Source organism: Dietzia sp. IN118 (assembly GCF_032905965.1).
GTDB classification, from domain to species: domain Bacteria; phylum Actinomycetota; class Actinomycetes; order Mycobacteriales; family Mycobacteriaceae; genus Dietzia; species Dietzia kunjamensis.
The window spans coordinates 994,119-1,010,029 of the sequence record NZ_JAUMSR010000001.1 but is presented as its reverse complement, the minus strand read 5'-3'; the positions used below and the strand labels follow the sequence as shown (position 1 = coordinate 1,010,029).

Sequence of the window (15,911 nt, the reverse complement as noted above, 5' to 3'; positions counted from 1 at the left end):
GCGGCGGGTTCGCTGCGATTTTGGGCCCCGCACCCCTCGGCGCTAGGCTGGTCGGGTCATCTCGGCGAGGGAGGACCCGCATCAACCCGGGCCACTCCGTTATCGACGCGATCATTGTCGGCGTGGTCCCGGTGGACCGGCCCGGCGATCGTCTCGATCGCCGAGGAGGTCATCACCCGCAGGGCGTCCCGCTCTCCCACCCGACGAAAAGGCGATCATGGCCAAGGAAATCAACAACCTCAAGACCTCCACCCGCACCGAGTTCGGCAAGGGCTCCGCCCGCCGCGCCCGTCGTGAGGGCAAGGTCCCCGCGGTGCTGTACGGCCACCACACCGAGCCCCGCCACCTGCTGCTCGACGCGCTCGAGTTCGCCGCCGTGCTCCGCGCGCACGGCACCAACTCCCTGCTCACCCTTGACATCGAGGGCGAGGAGCAGCTCGCGCTGCCCAAGCAGATCGACGTGCACCCGCTGACCCGCATCATCGAGCACACCGACCTGCTCGTCGTGCGCAAGGGCGAGAAGGTCGTCGTCGAGGTCTACGTCGTCCTCGAGGGTGAGGCCGCCCCCGGCACCCTGGTCACGACGGACGCCGACTACATCGAGATCGAGGTCGAGGCCACCGACATCCCCGAGGAGTTCACGCTCTCGGTGGAGGACGTCGAGGCCGGCACCCAGTTCACCGCCGCCGACATCACGCTGCCCGCCGGCGCCACGCTGGTCTCCGATCCGGAGACCCTGCTGGTCAACGTGATCGAGGCGCCGTCCGAGTCCGACCTCGAGGAGGACGAGGAGGCTGCGCCCCAGGGCGAGGCCGCCGAGGACGCCGCGAAGGCCGCCGAGGAGGGTTGATCCTCCCCCGCGTGAATCACGCGGACGCCGCCTGACCGGCGGCACCCGGCCACGGGCCCGGAACGACCACAACGTCGTGCCGGGCCCGTCCCGTATTTCGCCGGCCCGGCCCCTCCACGCCGAGGGCTCGGCATCAGCCGCGGATGAGGCCGATCGCCAGGACCAGCATCATCACGGCGATGCCGGCGTCGAGCACCCGCCACGCCCCGGGCCTGGCGAACAGCCCCCGCAACGCCTTGCCACCGAACCCGATGAGCGAGAACCACAGCACGCCCGCGATGAAGGCCCCGGCCGCGAACACCCAGCGCAGGTCGGTCCCCTGTTGGTTGGCGAGCGTGCCGAGGAACACCACGCAGTCGAGGTAGGCGTGCGGGTTGAGCCAGGTGAACGCCGCGCACGCCGCCAGCGCCCCGAGCGTCGACGGGACCCGCGCGTTGCCGTCGACCTGCAACCCGTCGCCGGGCCGGATCGCGCGGGACGCGGCGAACGCCCCGTAGGCCAGCAGGAACACGACCCCGATCCACTTCATGACCGTGATCGCCGCCGGCGCCGATTCGATGAGCACCCCCACGCCCGCCACCCCGAGCAGGATGAGCGCGGCCTCGGACACCACGCAGAAGCCGACGATGGGAACCATCGCCACATCGCCACGGATCGAACGCTGGAGGACGTAGGCGTTCTGCGCGCCGACGGCGGCGATGAGCCCGAGGCCCATGCCGACGCCCATGAGAAGTGTGGAAGTAGCGGTCACGACGTCACCGTAGGCCCGGTTTCATCAGTAGTGCCACTGCACTTTCTGTACTAGCATCAGCTGTGCTTATGAACAGCCTGCAACTCGATCACCTCCGCACCCTCGCCGCCGTCGTGGACCTCGGCTCGTTCGAGGCCGCCGCCGCCCACCTGCACATCACCCAGTCGGCGGTGTCCCAGCGGGTCCGCGCACTCGAGGAGTCCGCGGGACGGATCCTCGTCCGTCGCGAGCGGCCGATCTCCGCCACCGCCTCCGGCGAGATCGTGCTGCGCACTGCGCGGCAGATGCTCCACCTCGAGGAATCCCTCGCCGGCGAACTCGACGACCCGGCGTCGGCCCAGGAACACGTGATCTTGGCCGTGGCGTGCAACTCCGACTCGCTGGCGACCTGGTTCCTCGATGCCATGACCGAGGTCCACGCGGCCGGCCGGGTGGTCTTCGACATCCGCCGCGAGGACGAGTCCCTGTCCAGCGAGTTGCTGCGGCGCGGCGAGGTGATGGCCGCGGTGACCAGCCAGTCCCGGCCGGTCCAGGGTTGCCGCTCGCAGCCCCTGGGATCCATGCGGTACCTGGCCTGCGCGAGCCCCGGGTTCGTCGCCCGGCACCTGCGTGACGGCTCGACCACCGCCGCGCTCGGCCGGGCGCCCATCGTCGACTTCGACCGCAGCGACGGCCACCAGAACAACCACTATCGCCGCCTGGCCCGCCGGGAACCCACCGGGCCCCGGCACTTCATCCCCAGCTCGCACGATCACGTCCGGGCGATCGTCGCCGGGCTGGGCTGGGGCCTGATCCCCGAGCACCTCGCCACCCCATGGCTGGTCTCCGGCGAGATCGTGGACGTCTCCCCCGACCACTTCCTCGACGTCCCCCTGTTCTGGCAGCACTGGAAACTGCAGTCACCCGACCTCGACGCCCTCACCGCCGCCGTTCTCGACACCGCCCGCACCGAGCTGCGGAACTGATCGGACAGGTGCGCCCGGGCGGGCCGGCGCCGTCTGGGATCATGGGCCCGTGACTACCGCTTCCACGCCCGGCCCCACGCCCGGCCCCACGCTCGTCGTGGGTCTGGCCAACCCCGGACCCGACTACGAGGGCACCCGCCACAACATCGGCTGGGACGTCCTGCAGGAGTTGGCGTCCCGCGCCCTGCCGATGCCGGCGAGCTTCTCCACCCACAAGCGGACCAACTGCGAGATCGCCCAGACCCGGCTCGCCGACAAGCCCGTGGTCCTGGCCCGCCCCCGCAGCTACATGAACCTCTCGGGCGGGCCTGTCGCCGCGGTCGCCAAGTACTTCTCGGTCACGCCCACCGACATCATCGTGATCCACGACGAGATCGACATCGACTTCGGGCAGGTCCGCCTCAAGCGCGGCGGCGGCGAGGGCGGCCACAACGGCCTGCGCTCGCTGTCCGGCTCCCTCGGCACCCGCGACTACATCCGCGTCCGCGCCGGGGTGGGCCGCCCGCCGGGCCGCATGGCGGTGGCCGACTTCGTACTCAAGCGCTTCTCCAAGCTCGAGCAACCCGATGTGCCGTTCCTCATCCAGGACGCCGCCGACGCCGTGGAACTCCTCCTCAAGCACGGGCTGGAGACGGCCCAGAACCAGGTCCACTCCGCGTGACGCGCTCCCGGCGGTTCGAGCGCGAGGCCCACCTGGGCTCCGGTGCCGATCTCTTCCGCCGCGCGAGTGCAGCACTCGTCAGCTGGGACCTGCACCGGCGGGCGGGCCTCGTCGTCGTCGCCACCGGGCCCGCCACCCCCGGCCGCACCGTCATCCTCCGGCCGCGATCAGGCCCCGGCGCGTGGCTGCACCTGGCCGCCCCCTGCGAGGTCACGGAGGTCGTCGACCGCCCCGACGCGCGGGGGTTCACCTATCGCGCCCTACCCGGCCACCCCGAGCGCGGATGGGAGACGTTCCTCGTCCGGCACGATCCCGTCACCGACGCCGTCGCGCTCACCCTCACCGGTGAATCCGCGCACGCCACCCTGCTCGCCCGGCTGGGTGCACCCATCGCCCGACTCGAACAGGAGCGGATCACCCGCCGCTACCTCGCCGCCCTGCGCGACCGGCCCTGACCCGCGGCGCCCGGCGTGGACGTCACAGCTCAGCAACGTCACAGTTCATAGAGCTCCTGCAGCCGATCGAGAAGCGCCACGAGCGATCCCTCCGTCAGCGACTCCGCGATCGCACCGTCGACGAACCGCTCGGACCGGACCACCCAGGTGAGCAGCGCGCGGGTCAGGTCCTCGTCCGACCGCTCGGCCAGCCCGGTGAGGTCGGTGAGCGAGCCGTCCGACAACCCGCGCCGCTCCAACTCGTCGAGGTACCCGTGCCGGGTGAGCACGCCCCCGCCGAACGCCTTCATCACGGCCAGGGTGTCCTCGTCGTAGGTCGGGTAGCGCACCAGGTACGCGCCGTTGCGGTGTCGCTGCCCGCCCGCCCACGTCACGCCGTCGAGCCCCCGCAACCGCTCGACCACGGGCAGCAGCCGCCGGAGCGCGACCCTGCGCTCCTCCAGCTCGTGCCGGTCACTGCCCTCGCCCATTCCAGTCCCCGCCTCTGCGCGTCGTCCGACGCGGCTCGTGCGCACCGTAGCGACCGGGTACGACACCCGGCCGCGCGTAGCGTCGTTCACGGTTCATCGGTCGGGGCACGCGCACTCGTTACGAAAGCTATCGACTGGCGCGCTCGATCCGCGCAGGCGCCGCGCCTGACCTCGCGTTTCACGCGCCACACCGACCTCGTGGGTCGCACCGCCGGATTGTGTGCTCACCCGTGGGCGGACGTACGCTGGGTGACGACGACGAGGGCCGTCGACTGCCAGAAGGAGTGCGCGTGACCGAGACCGCCGAGGACACCGGAACGGGCGGGCACGCCACGGGTGCGGACGCCGCCGGGGACGTCACGTCCGAAGTCGCGCGCCGCAGGACGTTCGCCGTGATCGCCCACCCGGACGCCGGCAAGTCCACGCTCACGGAGGCGCTCGCGCTGCACGCGCGGGTGATCACCGAGGCCGGCGCCGTCCACGGCAAGTCGGGCCGCCGCTCGACCGTGTCGGACTGGATGGAGATGGAGAAGGCCCGCGGCATCTCCGTCAGCTCCACCGCGCTGCAGTTCACCTACGCACCGGAGGGCTCGAGTCCCGGCGACGACCCGTACGTCATCAACCTGGTCGACACCCCCGGCCACGCCGACTTCTCCGAGGACACCTACCGCGTCCTCACCGCGGTCGACGCGGCGGTCATGCTCATCGACGCCGCCAAGGGCCTCGAGCCGCAGACCCTCAAGCTCTTCCAGGTGTGCAAGCACAACGGTCTGCCGATCATCACGGTGATCAACAAGTGGGACCGGCCCGGCCGGGCGCCGCTCGAGCTGCTCGACGAGATCACCGAGCAGATCGGCCTCGTGCCCACCCCCCTGTTCATGCCCGTGGGCATCGCCGGCGACTACCGCGGCCTGCTGCGCCGCGGCGACGACGGCGCCCCCGAGGAATACGTGCACTTCACCCGCACCGCCGGCGGGTCGACGATCGCCCCCGAGGAGCACTACGACCCGGACACCGCCGCCGAGCGCGAGGGCGACGTGTGGGAGACCGCGGTCGAGGAGTCCGAGCTGCTCTCGGCGATGGGTCAGGACCACGACCAGGAGCTGTACCTGGCCGGCGAGACCAGCCCGGTGATCTTCGCCTCCGCGATGCTCAACTTCGGCGTCCACCAGATCCTCGACGCGCTGGTCGAGCTGGCCCCGCCGCCGCGCGAGTGGCCGACCGTCTCCGGCGAGCCCCGCAAGACCTCGGAACCGTTCTCCGCCATGGTGTTCAAGGTGCAGGCCGGCATGGACGCCGCGCACCGCGACCGCCTGGCGTTCATGCGCGTGGTCTCCGGCGAGTTCGAGCGCGGCATGGTGGTCCAGCACGCCCAGACGGGCAAGCCCTTCACCACCAAGTACGCACTGACGGTGTTCGGCCGCGACCGCACCACCGTGGAGACCGCCTACCCCGGCGACGTGGTGGGCCTGGTCAACGCCACGGCCCTCGCCCCCGGCGACACCCTCTACAGCGGTAGGAAGGTGCAGTTCCCGCCGATCCCGCAGTTCGCCCCCGAGCACTTCGCAGTGGTCCGCGCCCAGTCGCTGGGCAAGTACAAGCAGTTCCGCAAGGCCATCGACCAGCTGGCCGCCGAGGGCGTGGTGCAGATCCTGCGCAACGACACCCGCGGCGACGCCAACCCGGTCATGGCCGCGGTCGGCCCCATGCAGTTCGAGGTGGTCACGGCCCGGATGAAGGCCGAGTTCAACGTCGAGGTCGTGGTGGACAACCTGCCGTACACGATCGCCCGCCGCACCGACGCCGAGTCGGCCGGCGAACTCGGCCGCCAGCGCGGAGTCGAGGTTTTCCAGCGCACCGACGGCGAACTGTTGGCCCTGTTCGGTGACAAGTGGCGGCTGCAGTACATCACCAAGGAGATGGAACACCTCACCATCGAGCCGCTGGTCGCCGACACCAACTAGCCTGACGCGGGCCGGCGGTTGGCGCGGGCGGGTCACCCGGCGGCATGCTGGAGGGCATGCCCAGTGATTCTCCGGTCAGCCTCCGCGTCTTCGTCGAGCCCCAGCAGGGTGCGACGTACGCCGACCAGCTCGCCGTCGCCCGCGCGGCCGAGGACCTCGGCTACGAGGCCTTCTTCCGGTCGGACCACTACCTCAAGATGGGCGACATCAGTGGCCTGCCCGGCCCCACCGACGCGTGGCTGACCCTCGCCGCCCTGGCCCGCGAGACCTCGACCATCCGGCTCGGCACCCTGCTCACCTCGGTGACGTTCCGCCACCCTGGCCCGCTGGCGATCTCGATGGCCCAGGTCGACGAGATGTCCGGCGGCCGCCTCGACGTGGGACTCGGCGCTGGCTGGTACGCCGACGAGCACACCGCCTACGGCATCCCCTTTCCGCCGCTGGGCGAGCGGTTCGACCTGCTGGAGGACACCCTCGGGGCGCTGGAGACCTTCTGGTCCACGCCCGCCGGCGAGACGGTCTCCGTCCGCGGGAAGCGCATGGAGATGCTGGACTCCCCCGGCCTGCCCAAGCCCGTGCAGCAGCGCCCGCCGGTGATCGTCGGTGGTCACGGCAAGAAGCGGACCCCGGCGCTGGCCGCCCGGTTCGCCGACGAGTTCAACGTGCCGTTCGCCGACCTCGACACCGTGGCAACGCAGTACCGACGGGTCGACGAGGCCTGCGCCGCGCGCGGCCGCGCCCCCGATGAGATCATCCGCTCGGCCGCCCTCGTCCTGTGCTGCGGGCGCGACGAGGCGCAGATCGCCCGGCGGGCGGACGCCATCGGCCGCGAGGTCGACGAACTGCGGGCCAACGGCGCCGCCGGGACCCCGGACGAGGTCGTGGACACGATCGGCCGGTACGCGGCGATCGGTGCCCGGCGCATCTACCTGCAGGTGCTCGACATGTCCGACCTGGACCACCTCGACCTGGTCGCCTCCGAGGTGGCGCGCCAGCTCTGACGCGAGCCCTGCCCGGCCGGCCGGCCGACCCGCCGGCCGGGCGAAACGCCCTCCCCTGCCCGAGGAGTGGGATTAGTGTCACTCCATGGTGGCACAAGACACGACGACGACGAGGGCAGCACATCCCGGAGGCTGTGCGTGGGCCGCGATGGCACTCCTCGTCGTCGTCGCCCTACTCGCCCCCCTGAACGCCGCACCGTCCCGGGCGGCGACCCCAGCCGGCGGCTCCCCCATCAGCGGCATGGTCGACGCCCACGCGCACCTCGCGGCGTCGCAGGCATTCGGCGGCGCCCTGCGCTGCGGCGAGCCGTTCTCCCCCGGCGGCATCGGCGAGGCGCTGGCGGACTGCCCGAGCCACTCGGGCACCGGGCACTTCGCGCTGCTCGAATCGGTCCTCGGGGGCACCGCCCTGCCCGGCGGGACCCAGGGCTTCCCCACCTTCGCGCAGTGGCCGTCGCACGAGTCCCAACTGCACGAACAGGCCTACTACACCGGTATAGAGCGGGCGTGGCGCGGTGGACTGCGGGTGCTCACCAACCATCTGGTGGCCAACCGCGTGCTCTGCGAGGCCCTCGCCGGGATCGGGGTACCCGCGCGCTCCCCGTGCGACGAGATGGAGCAACTGCGCCGGCAGGTGGACTACCTCGAGCGGATGGAGGCCCACATCGACGCCGAGCACGGCGGTCCCGGGCGGGGCTGGTTCCGGATCGCCCGCTCGCCGGAGGACGTCCGCGCCATCGCAGCGGACGGGAAACTCGCGGTCACGCTGGGCGTCGAGGCATCCGAGCCGTTCGGGTGCCGGGTGGTCGACGACGTGCCGATGTGCACGACCGAGGACATCGACCGGGGTCTCGACGAGTTCGCCTCGTGGGGCGTGTCGACCGTGTTCCCGGTACACAAGTTCGACAACGCCCTCGGTGGCGCCCGCATGGACGAGGAACTGGCCGGCCTCGCGGTCAACATCGGCAACAAACTGGGCACCCAGCGGTTCTGGGAGACCGAGCCGTGCACCGGTCCCGACGCCGACCACGCCCAACCCCTGGCCTCCACGCCCGTCGCCGACGGCCTGGCGGTGGCCTCCTCGGACGCCCCGGCGGGCGCGGCACTGCCCGTCTACCCCGAGGCTCCGCTGTGCAACGTGCGCGGGCTGACGCCGCTGGGCGAGCACGCGATCCGCGGGATGATGGCCCGCGGCATGGTGATCAACATCGACCACATGGGCGTCAAGACCGCCCACCGCACCCTCGACATCGCCGCTGAGGCGGGGTACACAGGCCTGGTCGTGGACCACGCCTGGGCCACGCAGGGCAACACTCGCCGGGTCCACGAGCAGGGCGGGTTCGTGGCCGCGTTCGCCTGGCCCGCCGAGGCCACCGAGAACTTCGAGACCGGCTTCCTCGAGCAGTGGCGCACGAACACCGCCGGCGCCGCCCGGCCGTTCACCGGCTACGGCTTCGGCTCCGACGTCAACGGCCTGGCCGCCCTCGCCGAGCCCCGGCCGAGCGCGGCGAGCGACCCGCTCGTGTACCCGTTCACCGCGCCCAGCGGCGAGGTGATGGACCGGTGGCGGTTCGGTGACCGCGAGTACGACCTCAACACCGACGGGGTCGCCCAGTACGGCCTCTACGCCGATTGGGCCGCCGACGTGCTGCACCGCGCCGGGCCCGACCGGGCCGAGCTGGAGCGTCAGCTCATGGGCGGCGCCGAGGCGTGGACCGCCAACTGGGAACGGGCGCGCTGACCACCAGCTCGTCCTGCGCTGTTGCGGCGATTCGCGGCGCCGGACGACTAACCTGAGGAAATGACCCCGGACCCGTCCCCTCCCCGTCGCTCGCGCCGCCCGCGGATCGCCGGAGCAGCGGCGCTCGGGCTCACCGTGGCCATGTCCGCCTCGGCGTGCGGCACCCCGGTCCCCGACCCGCAGCCCGGCCAGAGTCCCGCGGCCTACTCCGGACTGGAGGTCTCGGACGACCGGGTCGAGTACGCGATCGGCAAGGTGACCGACATCGTCGAGGAGGAGCTCGAGGCCTCGGGCATCCCGGGCGTCGCAGTGGCGGTGGTGCACGGTGGCGAGGTGGCGTTGGCCGAGGGGTTCGGCGTGCGCAGCACCGAGACCGGCGAGGAGGTGGACGCGCGGACGGTCTTCCCCATGGCGTCGGTCTCCAAGCCGGTCAGCGCCACCGTCGTGGCCGCGGAGACCGCCGAGAGCGAGATCGACTGGTCGACTCCCGTGCGCGAGCACCTCCCGTGGTTCGCCCTGTCCGATCCGGGCGTGACCGCCGACGTGACGGTGGGCGACCTGTTCGCGCACCGCTCCGGGTTGCCCGAGCACGCAGGCGACGATATCGAGGACCTCGGGTACGACCGCCCGGCGATCCTGCACGGGCTGCGCCACCTGCCGCTGGAGCCGTTCCGCGCCTCGTACGCGTACACCAACTTCGGGCTCACCGCCGGAGCCGAAGCCGTGGCCGTCGCGGCCGGCACCCCCTGGCCCGAGCTGGCCCGCGAGCGGCTCTTCGACCCCCTCGACATGGACGACACCTCCTACTCCTACGAGGACCTGCTCGACCGCCACAACCGCGTCGTCGGCCACGTCCGCGCTGCCGCCGACGAGTCGGGCGAGTCGTCCGGCGACTGGGTCCCGGCCGATCCCGCGCGTGACCCGGACGCCCAGGCCCCCGCGGGGGGCCTGAGCTCGTCGGTCACGGACATGGCGCGGTGGATGTCGATGGTGCTCGCCGACGGCGCCGGGCCCGGCGGCTCGCAGGTCGTCCCCTCCGACGCACTCCGACAGGCTCTGACCCCGCAGGCCGTCTCCTCACCCCCGCAGTCCGCGGCGGACCGGACCGGGACCTACGGCTACGGGTTCAATATCTCCACCAGCTCCTCCGGCCGCGTCGAGTGGAGCCACTCCGGTGCGTTCGCGCTCGGCGCCGGAACTGCGATGCTCATGATGCCGTCGCTGGACCTCGGCATCATCACCCTGACCAACGCCTCGCCCGTCGGGGTGGCGGAGACCATCAATTCGCGCTTCGCGGACTACACGCAGTTCGGCGACCCCACCCTGAAGTGGCGGGAGCTGTACGGCGAGGCGTTCGGCCCACTGCTGGCCCCCGTCGGCGACCTGGTCTCCACTCGGCAACCCTCCGCCCCCGCACCGCCGCGACCGGCGGACGAGCTGGTGGGCGTCTACCGCAACGACTACTTCGGCGAGATCGAGATCCGCCGCGTCGCCTCACAGGCTGACCGGGGATCGGACGACCCGGTTTCGGACGCCCCGCCGGTCGCGGGCCCCGCACTCGCGCTGGACGTGGGCCCGGGGCCGCAGGTCTGGCCGCTCGAACACTGGGACGGCGACACCTTCGCCGTGAGCCCGGTCGGTGAGAACTGGCCGCCCGGCTCCCGCGGCAGCGTCACCGTCGACGGCGACACGGTGACCGTGGATCTCCTCGACGGCAACGGCCTGGGCACCTTCACCCGCGTCGGAGAGGACGAGACGGGCGACTGACCGCGGGGCCGCCAGGGTCCACCGGCTGGTGCCGACGCCGGCGGGACCTACCCCTCGTGGGCCGCCTCCAGCCGCGCCGCGCGCCGCCGGTCCCGCTTGGCGTCCGCGTCCGGGGTCGTGAGGAACGTGGAGAACCAGGCCATCCGGGGATCAGCGTCCACGAGGAACGCCTTGACCGCCAGCGTCAGCGGGACGGCGAGGATGGCGCCCAGCGCCCCGGCGATCGCCGACCAGAACACCAGTGACAGGAACGTCACCGTGGGGGTCAGCCCCACCGCGTCGCCCGTGAACTTGGGCTGGATGAAGCTCTGCATGACCAGGTTGACGACGCTGTAGATCACCACCACCCAGATGGCCTCGACCGGCCCCCCGGTGAGCAGCGCGAACAATGCCGGCGGCACCAGCCCCAGCACGAAGCCGATGTTGGGGATGTAGTTGGTGACGAACGCCAGCACGCCCCACACCAGCGCCAGCGGCACGCCGAGGATCATCAGTGCCACCGTGTCGATCACCGCCACGAGGAGACCGAAGACCGTGGAAACGATCCAGTACGACTTCACGCCGTCGGTGAACGACCCGAGGGCGTCGGCGAGCCGGGGCCGCTGCCGGGCGATCACCGCGCGACGCCTCGTGATGCCGGGGACGTCGAACACGAGGAACGTCAGCGCGATGACCAGGACGGTGAGCTGACCGCCGGCCGAGGACAACTGACCGGCGACGTTCTGCAGGGTACCGACGATCGTGGTGGGGTCCACGCCCTGGAGGCTCGAGGTGACCTGATCCTCGCTCACGCCGAAAGTGCCGAGGAACGCGATCGTCTGCTCGTACAGCTCGATGAACTTGTCCTGGTACTGCGGGATCTCCTCGGCTGCGACCCACAATGCCCACACCAGCATCCCGACCAGCGCGGCCAGCAGCAGGTAGAGCACCAGCAGGACGATGATCATCGCCCCCCAGCGGGGCAGCCCGGCCCGCTGCAGCAGCCGCTGCAGGGGCTGGGCGGCGATGACCAGGTTCAGCGCCAGAAACGCCGGCATCAGCAGACTCGCATGTTCGGACAGTCCCCACACCACCACGAACAGGGCCGCGAGGGACACCGCCGTGACGCCGGCGATGCCCCAGCCCTTGGGTTCCTCGTGGGGGGCGAGCGCCTCCGGCGTCGGCGCCGCCGGAGGGCCCACGTTGTCTCCGCTGCCAGTCATGACGCTCCTCACGAGCGGCGCCCCGTGCGCCGGACGCCGCTCAGCGTATCCCGATCAGTCCGCGGAGAAACCGCTCAGCTCCCGGCGAGCGCCGAACGGATGGCGTCGACGTCCACCGAATCGAGATCCGCCGGATCCCAGGTGGGGTTGCGGTCCTTGTCGATCACGACGGCCCGCACGCCCTCGACGAAGTCCGGGCGGGCGGTGATCCAGGCGCCCAGGGCCAGCTCGTTGTCCAGGCACTCCCGCAGGTCCTCCGCCTTCGCCCCGGCGCGCAGCAGCTCGATGGTGGCGACGATCGACGTGGGGCAGTGCGACCGCAACATCTCGAGAGTGGACGTGGCCCACTCGTCCTGCTCACCGGACTCCAGCGCCGCGATCATCTCCTGCGCGGTGTCGCGGGAGAAGACGTCCTCGATGCGCTCGATACGGGCCTCGACGGCGGACTCCCCCGCCTCGGCGCGCTCGAGACCGAACCTCTTCAGCGCGTCGGCCAAGCCGATGGCAGCGACGGCGTCGACGAAGGCGTTGCGCTCGTCGTCGTCGATCAGGTGGGTGGCCAGGCCGGTGAAGAGGGCGTCGGCGGAGTTCATCCGCACGCCCGTCGTGCCCAGGTAGATCGCCACGGCCAGGCCGCGTGCGCCGCCGCCGCACAGGCGCGGAAGGAAGTGGCTGGCGCCGACGTCCGGGATGAAGCCGATCGCCGTCTCCGGCATGGCCATCATGACCTTCTTGGTCACCACGCGGTGCGAACCGTTGATCGAGACTCCCAGGCCTCCGCCCATGGCCACCCCGTGGATCACGGCGACCGTGGGGACGCGGTGCGTGTGGTACGCCAGATCCATCGCGTACTCCTCGGAGAAGAACTCGTGGTTCCTCTCGTGCTCACCGGCCGCCGCGGCGTCGCGCAGCGCGCGGATGTCGCCACCCGCACAGAACGCCTTCTCCGAGGTGCTGGTGGTGACGACGGCCTCGACGTCCTCGTCCTTGGACGCCTGGTCCAGCGCCGTGTGCAGGGCCCGGCACATGGACAGGTCCAGCGAGTTCAGGGCCTTGGGGCGGTCCAGGACGATGTGCTGTATCCGGCCATCACGCCGGCTGCTGACGAATTCGCTCATGACCCCATAGTGTCAGGCCGCCCACCGACCGTCGCACGGATACTAGGAATTCCTACTTCACTGCCCCCGATGCGGGCCCGCCGCCTCAGCCCTCCAACAACTGCGAGGCCACGTCCGGCACGTACCTGAACTCTTCGCGCGGCGGGCGGTCGTAGCTCGAGTCCGCACCCTTCGGCCGCTCGGGGATCTCCAGCTCCGGCGGGTCGAGCTTCTCCCACGGCACGGTCGACAGCAGGTGCGAGATGACGTTGATCCGCGAGCGCTTCTTGTCCTCGGACTCGACCGTGAACCACGGCGCCTCGGGGATGTCGGTGTGGACGAACATCTCGTCCTTGGCCCGGCTGTAGTCCTCCCACCGGGTGATGGACTCCAGGTCCATCGGCGAGAGCTTCCAGCGGCGCATCGGGTCGTCATGGCGCGACCGGAACCGGCGCTCCTGCTCCTCGTCGGACACGGAGAACCAGTACTTGCGGAGCATGATCCCGTCCTCCACCAGCAGCCGCTCGAAGATCGGAGCCTGGTGCAGGAACCGCCGGTACTCGTCGGGTGTGCAGAAACCCATCACCCGCTCCACCCCGGCCCGGTTGTACCAGGACCGGTCGAAGATCACGATCTCCCCGGCCGCCGGCAGGTGCTCGATGTAGCGCTGGAAGTACCACTGCGTCTTGTGCACCTCCGTCGGGGCGGGCAATGCCACGATCCGGGCGTGCCTCGGGTTGAGGTACTGCGTGATCCGCTTGATGGCCGAGCCCTTGCCCGCGGCGTCGCGCCCCTCGAAGACCACCACCATCCGGTTGCCGGTCTCCCGGAGCCAGGCCTGCATCTCGACCAGCTCCGCCTGCAGCCGCTCGAGCTCGGCCTCGTAGGCCTTCTTCGGCAGCTTCTCCAGACCGCTGGGCAGGAGGTCCTTCTTCTTCGCACCGCTCTTGGCACCGCTCTTGGACGCGCTCTTGCTGCCGCTCTTGCCGGAGGGTTTCTTGCTGCTCATGGCCTGAGCCTACGGACCCGACCCGGCCTCCTCGACCGGGACGACGATATTGACAGTTTTCGTCAACACTGTCTAGTTTCACGCCCATGCGGCACATCTCCCGCCGGGGCTTCCTCGGCACCGTCGCCGCCGCCGGGATCGCGGCGACTCCGACATCCTCACCCACGTCGACCGCACCGCACGGGCCATCGCCGGCCCGACCGGCCACCTCACGGACACCAACCGCATGCTCAACTCCACCTGGCACCCACTCGGCGGCGCCGTCATGGGACAAGTCTGCGACCTCGACGGCCGCGTCCTGGGCCAGCGCGGGCTGTACGTCGTCGACGGCGCGCTCATCCCCGGCACGACCGCCGCGTGCAACCCGTCGCTGACCATCGCCGCGATCGCCGAGCGCGCGCTGGACAGGATCGTGCGGCGGGACGTGGGCACTGTCTTCTAGGGGCGCTGTCTTCTAGGGGCGCCGTATTTTGGGCACGGCGTCCGGCGGCGTCCGGGATACTGGAGTGGTGCGCTCCCGCGATTCCATCCTCGACGCCACCCGAGCGGTCGTCGGGCGCGCCGGTTTCGGGGGCGTCACGATCGCCGCGGTCGCCAAGCAGGCCGAGGTCAGCCGCCAGACCGTCTACTCCATCTTCGGCAGCCGCGAGGACCTGGTCTCGCAGGCCGTCTCCGAGCGACTCACCATGCTCACCGGCGCGTTCACCGATGTGCTCGACGCCGCGACGACGCCCCTCGAGCTGATCGTGGAGATCGTGGTGGTGGGCCGCCACTGCATCCTCGACGATCCCCTCCTGCGCGCGCTCACGCTCGGCGGCGGCTCGAACCCCATCATCGACCCCGGCTCCGCCGAACGGGCCCGCCAGTACGCGGTCGCGCTCCTCGTCCCCGCCGCCGAGCGGTTCCCGCAACTGGCCGGCCGCCTGGACCTGGTCGCGGAGGTGGGCGTGCACGTGGGCTGGTCGGTGCTGTGCCTGGACTCGCCCGAGGCCCGCTCCGACGACGACCTCCGCACCTTCCTCACCACCTGGCTGGCGCCGCTGCTGGAGACGTTCGGGACGTGAGCGACGTACTCGTCCTGTGGGACCTCGACCTCACCCTCCTCGACCCCGCCGGCTTCGGGACCCGCATGATCACCCCGGCGCTCGCCGACCTCCTCGGCCGCGACCCCGTCATGGGCGCGTCCTTCGCTGGACGGACCGACCGCGCGATCCTCACCGATCTGCTCGAGATCAACGGGATAGGTGTCGACGACGACGAGGTGGTCCTTTCCCTCATGGACGCCGTGGCCCGGCGCTGCGAAACGTTCGGGGAGGATCTCCTGGCCGGTGGTGGCGGTCCCCTGCCCGGCGCCCACGAGGCTGTCGCCGCCCTGGCCGCGGACCCGCGACTGCACCAGGGGATCGTCACGGGCAACATGCGGCGGACGGCGCTGCTCAAGCTGCGGCTCTGTGGCTTCGACGGGCTGCCCGATCCCGGACTCGGCGCGTTCGGTGATCACCACGCGGACCGCGCCCACCTCGTCCGCGACGCCCTCGCCGCCGCCCGGGCCCGCGGTGTGGACGTGACCCCCGGGCGGTCGGTGGTCGTGGGCGATCACGTGCACGATGTCCGCGGGGCGCGCGCCGCGGGTGCCGTCTGCGTGGCTGTCGCCACCGGCAGGGTTTCCGCCGACGACCTCCGCGCCGCCGGCGCCCACACCGTCCTGCCGGACCTCACGGACCCTGACGCGCTACTGGCTGCAGTCCACGCCTCCGTCTGACCCGCGGTGCCGTCTGAGCTGCGGTGCCGTCTGAGCCGCGGTGCCGTCTGAGCCGCGGTGCCGTCTGACCTGCGGCGCCCTGGACGGGGCATCCAGGGCACCGCAGGTCACGAGGCTGCAGACGCCGCCCGGGCCCACGGGCTGCCGGTATCCATCGAGCGCCCGGGCGCGGTGGCACGCCGTACCGCCATGCCTCACCTACGCCGCCGCGCTGCC

Annotated in this window: 15 protein-coding genes and 2 pseudogenes; 12 read left to right on the top strand and 5 right to left on the bottom strand. The window is 71.3% G+C overall.

The window, feature by feature from the left end; genetic code table 11:
- The first annotated feature begins 217 nt into the window (after positions 1-217).
- On the top strand, positions 218-850 hold the full coding sequence (locus Q2K20_RS04970; protein WP_069389953.1) for a 50S ribosomal protein L25/general stress protein Ctc: 633 nt from the start codon (positions 218-220) through the stop codon (positions 848-850).
- Between the two features lie 133 nt (positions 851-983).
- Here the strand turns inward: Q2K20_RS04970 and Q2K20_RS04965 are convergent, their stop codons facing one another.
- Positions 984-1,601 (bottom strand): LysE/ArgO family amino acid transporter, encoded by a 618-nt coding sequence (locus Q2K20_RS04965; RefSeq protein WP_269505163.1) that lies wholly within the window; start codon positions 1,599-1,601, stop codon positions 984-986.
- Positions 1,602-1,669: 68 nt separating this feature from the next.
- On the opposite strand from Q2K20_RS04965, the gene Q2K20_RS04960 reads away from it, so the two are divergent.
- Genes Q2K20_RS04960 through Q2K20_RS04950 form a run of 3 tightly spaced genes read left to right on the top strand, consistent with a single transcriptional unit; the run spans position 1,670 to position 3,682 of the window.
- Positions 1,670-2,566, top strand: coding sequence for a LysR family transcriptional regulator ArgP (locus Q2K20_RS04960; protein ID WP_132061724.1), 897 nt, complete (start codon positions 1,670-1,672; stop codon positions 2,564-2,566).
- A 49-nt stretch (positions 2,567-2,615) separates the two neighbouring features.
- Positions 2,616-3,227 (top strand): aminoacyl-tRNA hydrolase, encoded by a 612-nt coding sequence (pth, locus tag Q2K20_RS04955; protein WP_132061722.1) that lies wholly within the window; start codon positions 2,616-2,618, stop codon positions 3,225-3,227.
- Positions 3,224-3,682: a DUF1990 family protein gene (locus Q2K20_RS04950; protein ID WP_269505157.1), complete on the top strand. Its 459-nt coding sequence runs from the start codon at positions 3,224-3,226 to the stop codon at positions 3,680-3,682. Before pth ends, Q2K20_RS04950 begins: the two co-directional genes overlap by 4 nt.
- A gap of 38 nt (positions 3,683-3,720) precedes the next feature.
- On the opposite strand, the gene Q2K20_RS04945 is transcribed toward Q2K20_RS04950, so the two are convergent.
- Positions 3,721-4,152: a DUF6508 domain-containing protein gene (locus Q2K20_RS04945; RefSeq protein WP_067713342.1), complete on the bottom strand. Its 432-nt coding sequence runs from the start codon at positions 4,150-4,152 to the stop codon at positions 3,721-3,723.
- A 290-nt stretch (positions 4,153-4,442) separates the two neighbouring features.
- On the opposite strand from Q2K20_RS04945, the gene Q2K20_RS04940 reads away from it, so the two are divergent.
- The 4 genes from Q2K20_RS04940 to Q2K20_RS04925 all read left to right on the top strand — a co-directional run bounded on the left by Q2K20_RS04940 (position 4,443) and on the right by Q2K20_RS04925 (position 10,625).
- Complete coding sequence (locus tag Q2K20_RS04940; protein ID WP_269505154.1) at positions 4,443-6,116, top strand: peptide chain release factor 3; 1,674 nt, start codon at positions 4,443-4,445, stop codon at positions 6,114-6,116.
- Between the two features lie 56 nt (positions 6,117-6,172).
- A complete protein-coding gene (locus tag Q2K20_RS04935; protein WP_269505152.1) occupies positions 6,173-7,117 on the top strand; it encodes an LLM class F420-dependent oxidoreductase in 945 nt (314 codons plus the stop codon).
- Between the two features lie 85 nt (positions 7,118-7,202).
- Entirely contained in the window at positions 7,203-8,858 is a 1,656-nt protein-coding gene (locus Q2K20_RS04930; protein WP_269505150.1) for a hypothetical protein, read from the top strand.
- Positions 8,859-8,918: 60 nt separating this feature from the next.
- Positions 8,919-10,625, top strand: a complete 1,707-nt coding sequence (locus Q2K20_RS04925; RefSeq protein WP_317176704.1) for a serine hydrolase domain-containing protein — start codon at positions 8,919-8,921, stop codon at positions 10,623-10,625.
- Positions 10,626-10,672: 47 nt separating this feature from the next.
- On the opposite strand, the gene Q2K20_RS04920 is transcribed toward Q2K20_RS04925, so the two are convergent.
- The 3 genes from Q2K20_RS04920 to ppk2 all read right to left on the bottom strand — a co-directional run bounded on the left by Q2K20_RS04920 (position 10,673) and on the right by ppk2 (position 13,933).
- Complete coding sequence (locus Q2K20_RS04920; protein WP_069390333.1) at positions 10,673-11,827, bottom strand: AI-2E family transporter; 1,155 nt, start codon at positions 11,825-11,827, stop codon at positions 10,673-10,675.
- A gap of 74 nt (positions 11,828-11,901) precedes the next feature.
- Entirely contained in the window at positions 11,902-12,945 is a 1,044-nt protein-coding gene (locus Q2K20_RS04915) for an enoyl-CoA hydratase/isomerase family protein (RefSeq protein ID WP_069390334.1), read from the bottom strand.
- An 85-nt stretch (positions 12,946-13,030) separates the two neighbouring features.
- Positions 13,031-13,933: a polyphosphate kinase 2 gene (gene ppk2, locus Q2K20_RS04910; RefSeq protein WP_235027705.1), complete on the bottom strand. Its 903-nt coding sequence runs from the start codon at positions 13,931-13,933 to the stop codon at positions 13,031-13,033.
- An 86-nt stretch (positions 13,934-14,019) separates the two neighbouring features.
- On the opposite strand from ppk2, the pseudogene Q2K20_RS18185 reads away from it, so the two are divergent.
- From Q2K20_RS18185 to Q2K20_RS04895, 4 genes and pseudogenes are all read left to right on the top strand, one after another.
- A pseudogene (locus tag Q2K20_RS18185) lies at positions 14,020-14,067 on the top strand (twin-arginine translocation signal domain-containing protein); the annotation flags it as partial.
- A gap of 8 nt (positions 14,068-14,075) precedes the next feature.
- Positions 14,076-14,375: pseudogene (locus Q2K20_RS04905) on the top strand (GMC oxidoreductase); the annotation flags it as partial.
- A gap of 67 nt (positions 14,376-14,442) precedes the next feature.
- Positions 14,443-14,997, top strand: a complete 555-nt coding sequence (locus Q2K20_RS04900) for a TetR/AcrR family transcriptional regulator (protein WP_269505140.1) — start codon at positions 14,443-14,445, stop codon at positions 14,995-14,997.
- Positions 14,994-15,695 carry an HAD hydrolase-like protein gene (locus Q2K20_RS04895; protein ID WP_069390337.1) on the top strand — a complete coding sequence of 234 codons (702 nt, stop codon included), beginning with the start codon at positions 14,994-14,996 and terminating at the stop codon, positions 15,693-15,695. The genes Q2K20_RS04900 and Q2K20_RS04895 overlap by 4 nt, the downstream gene beginning before the upstream one ends.
- Positions 15,696-15,911 lie beyond the last annotated feature (216 nt).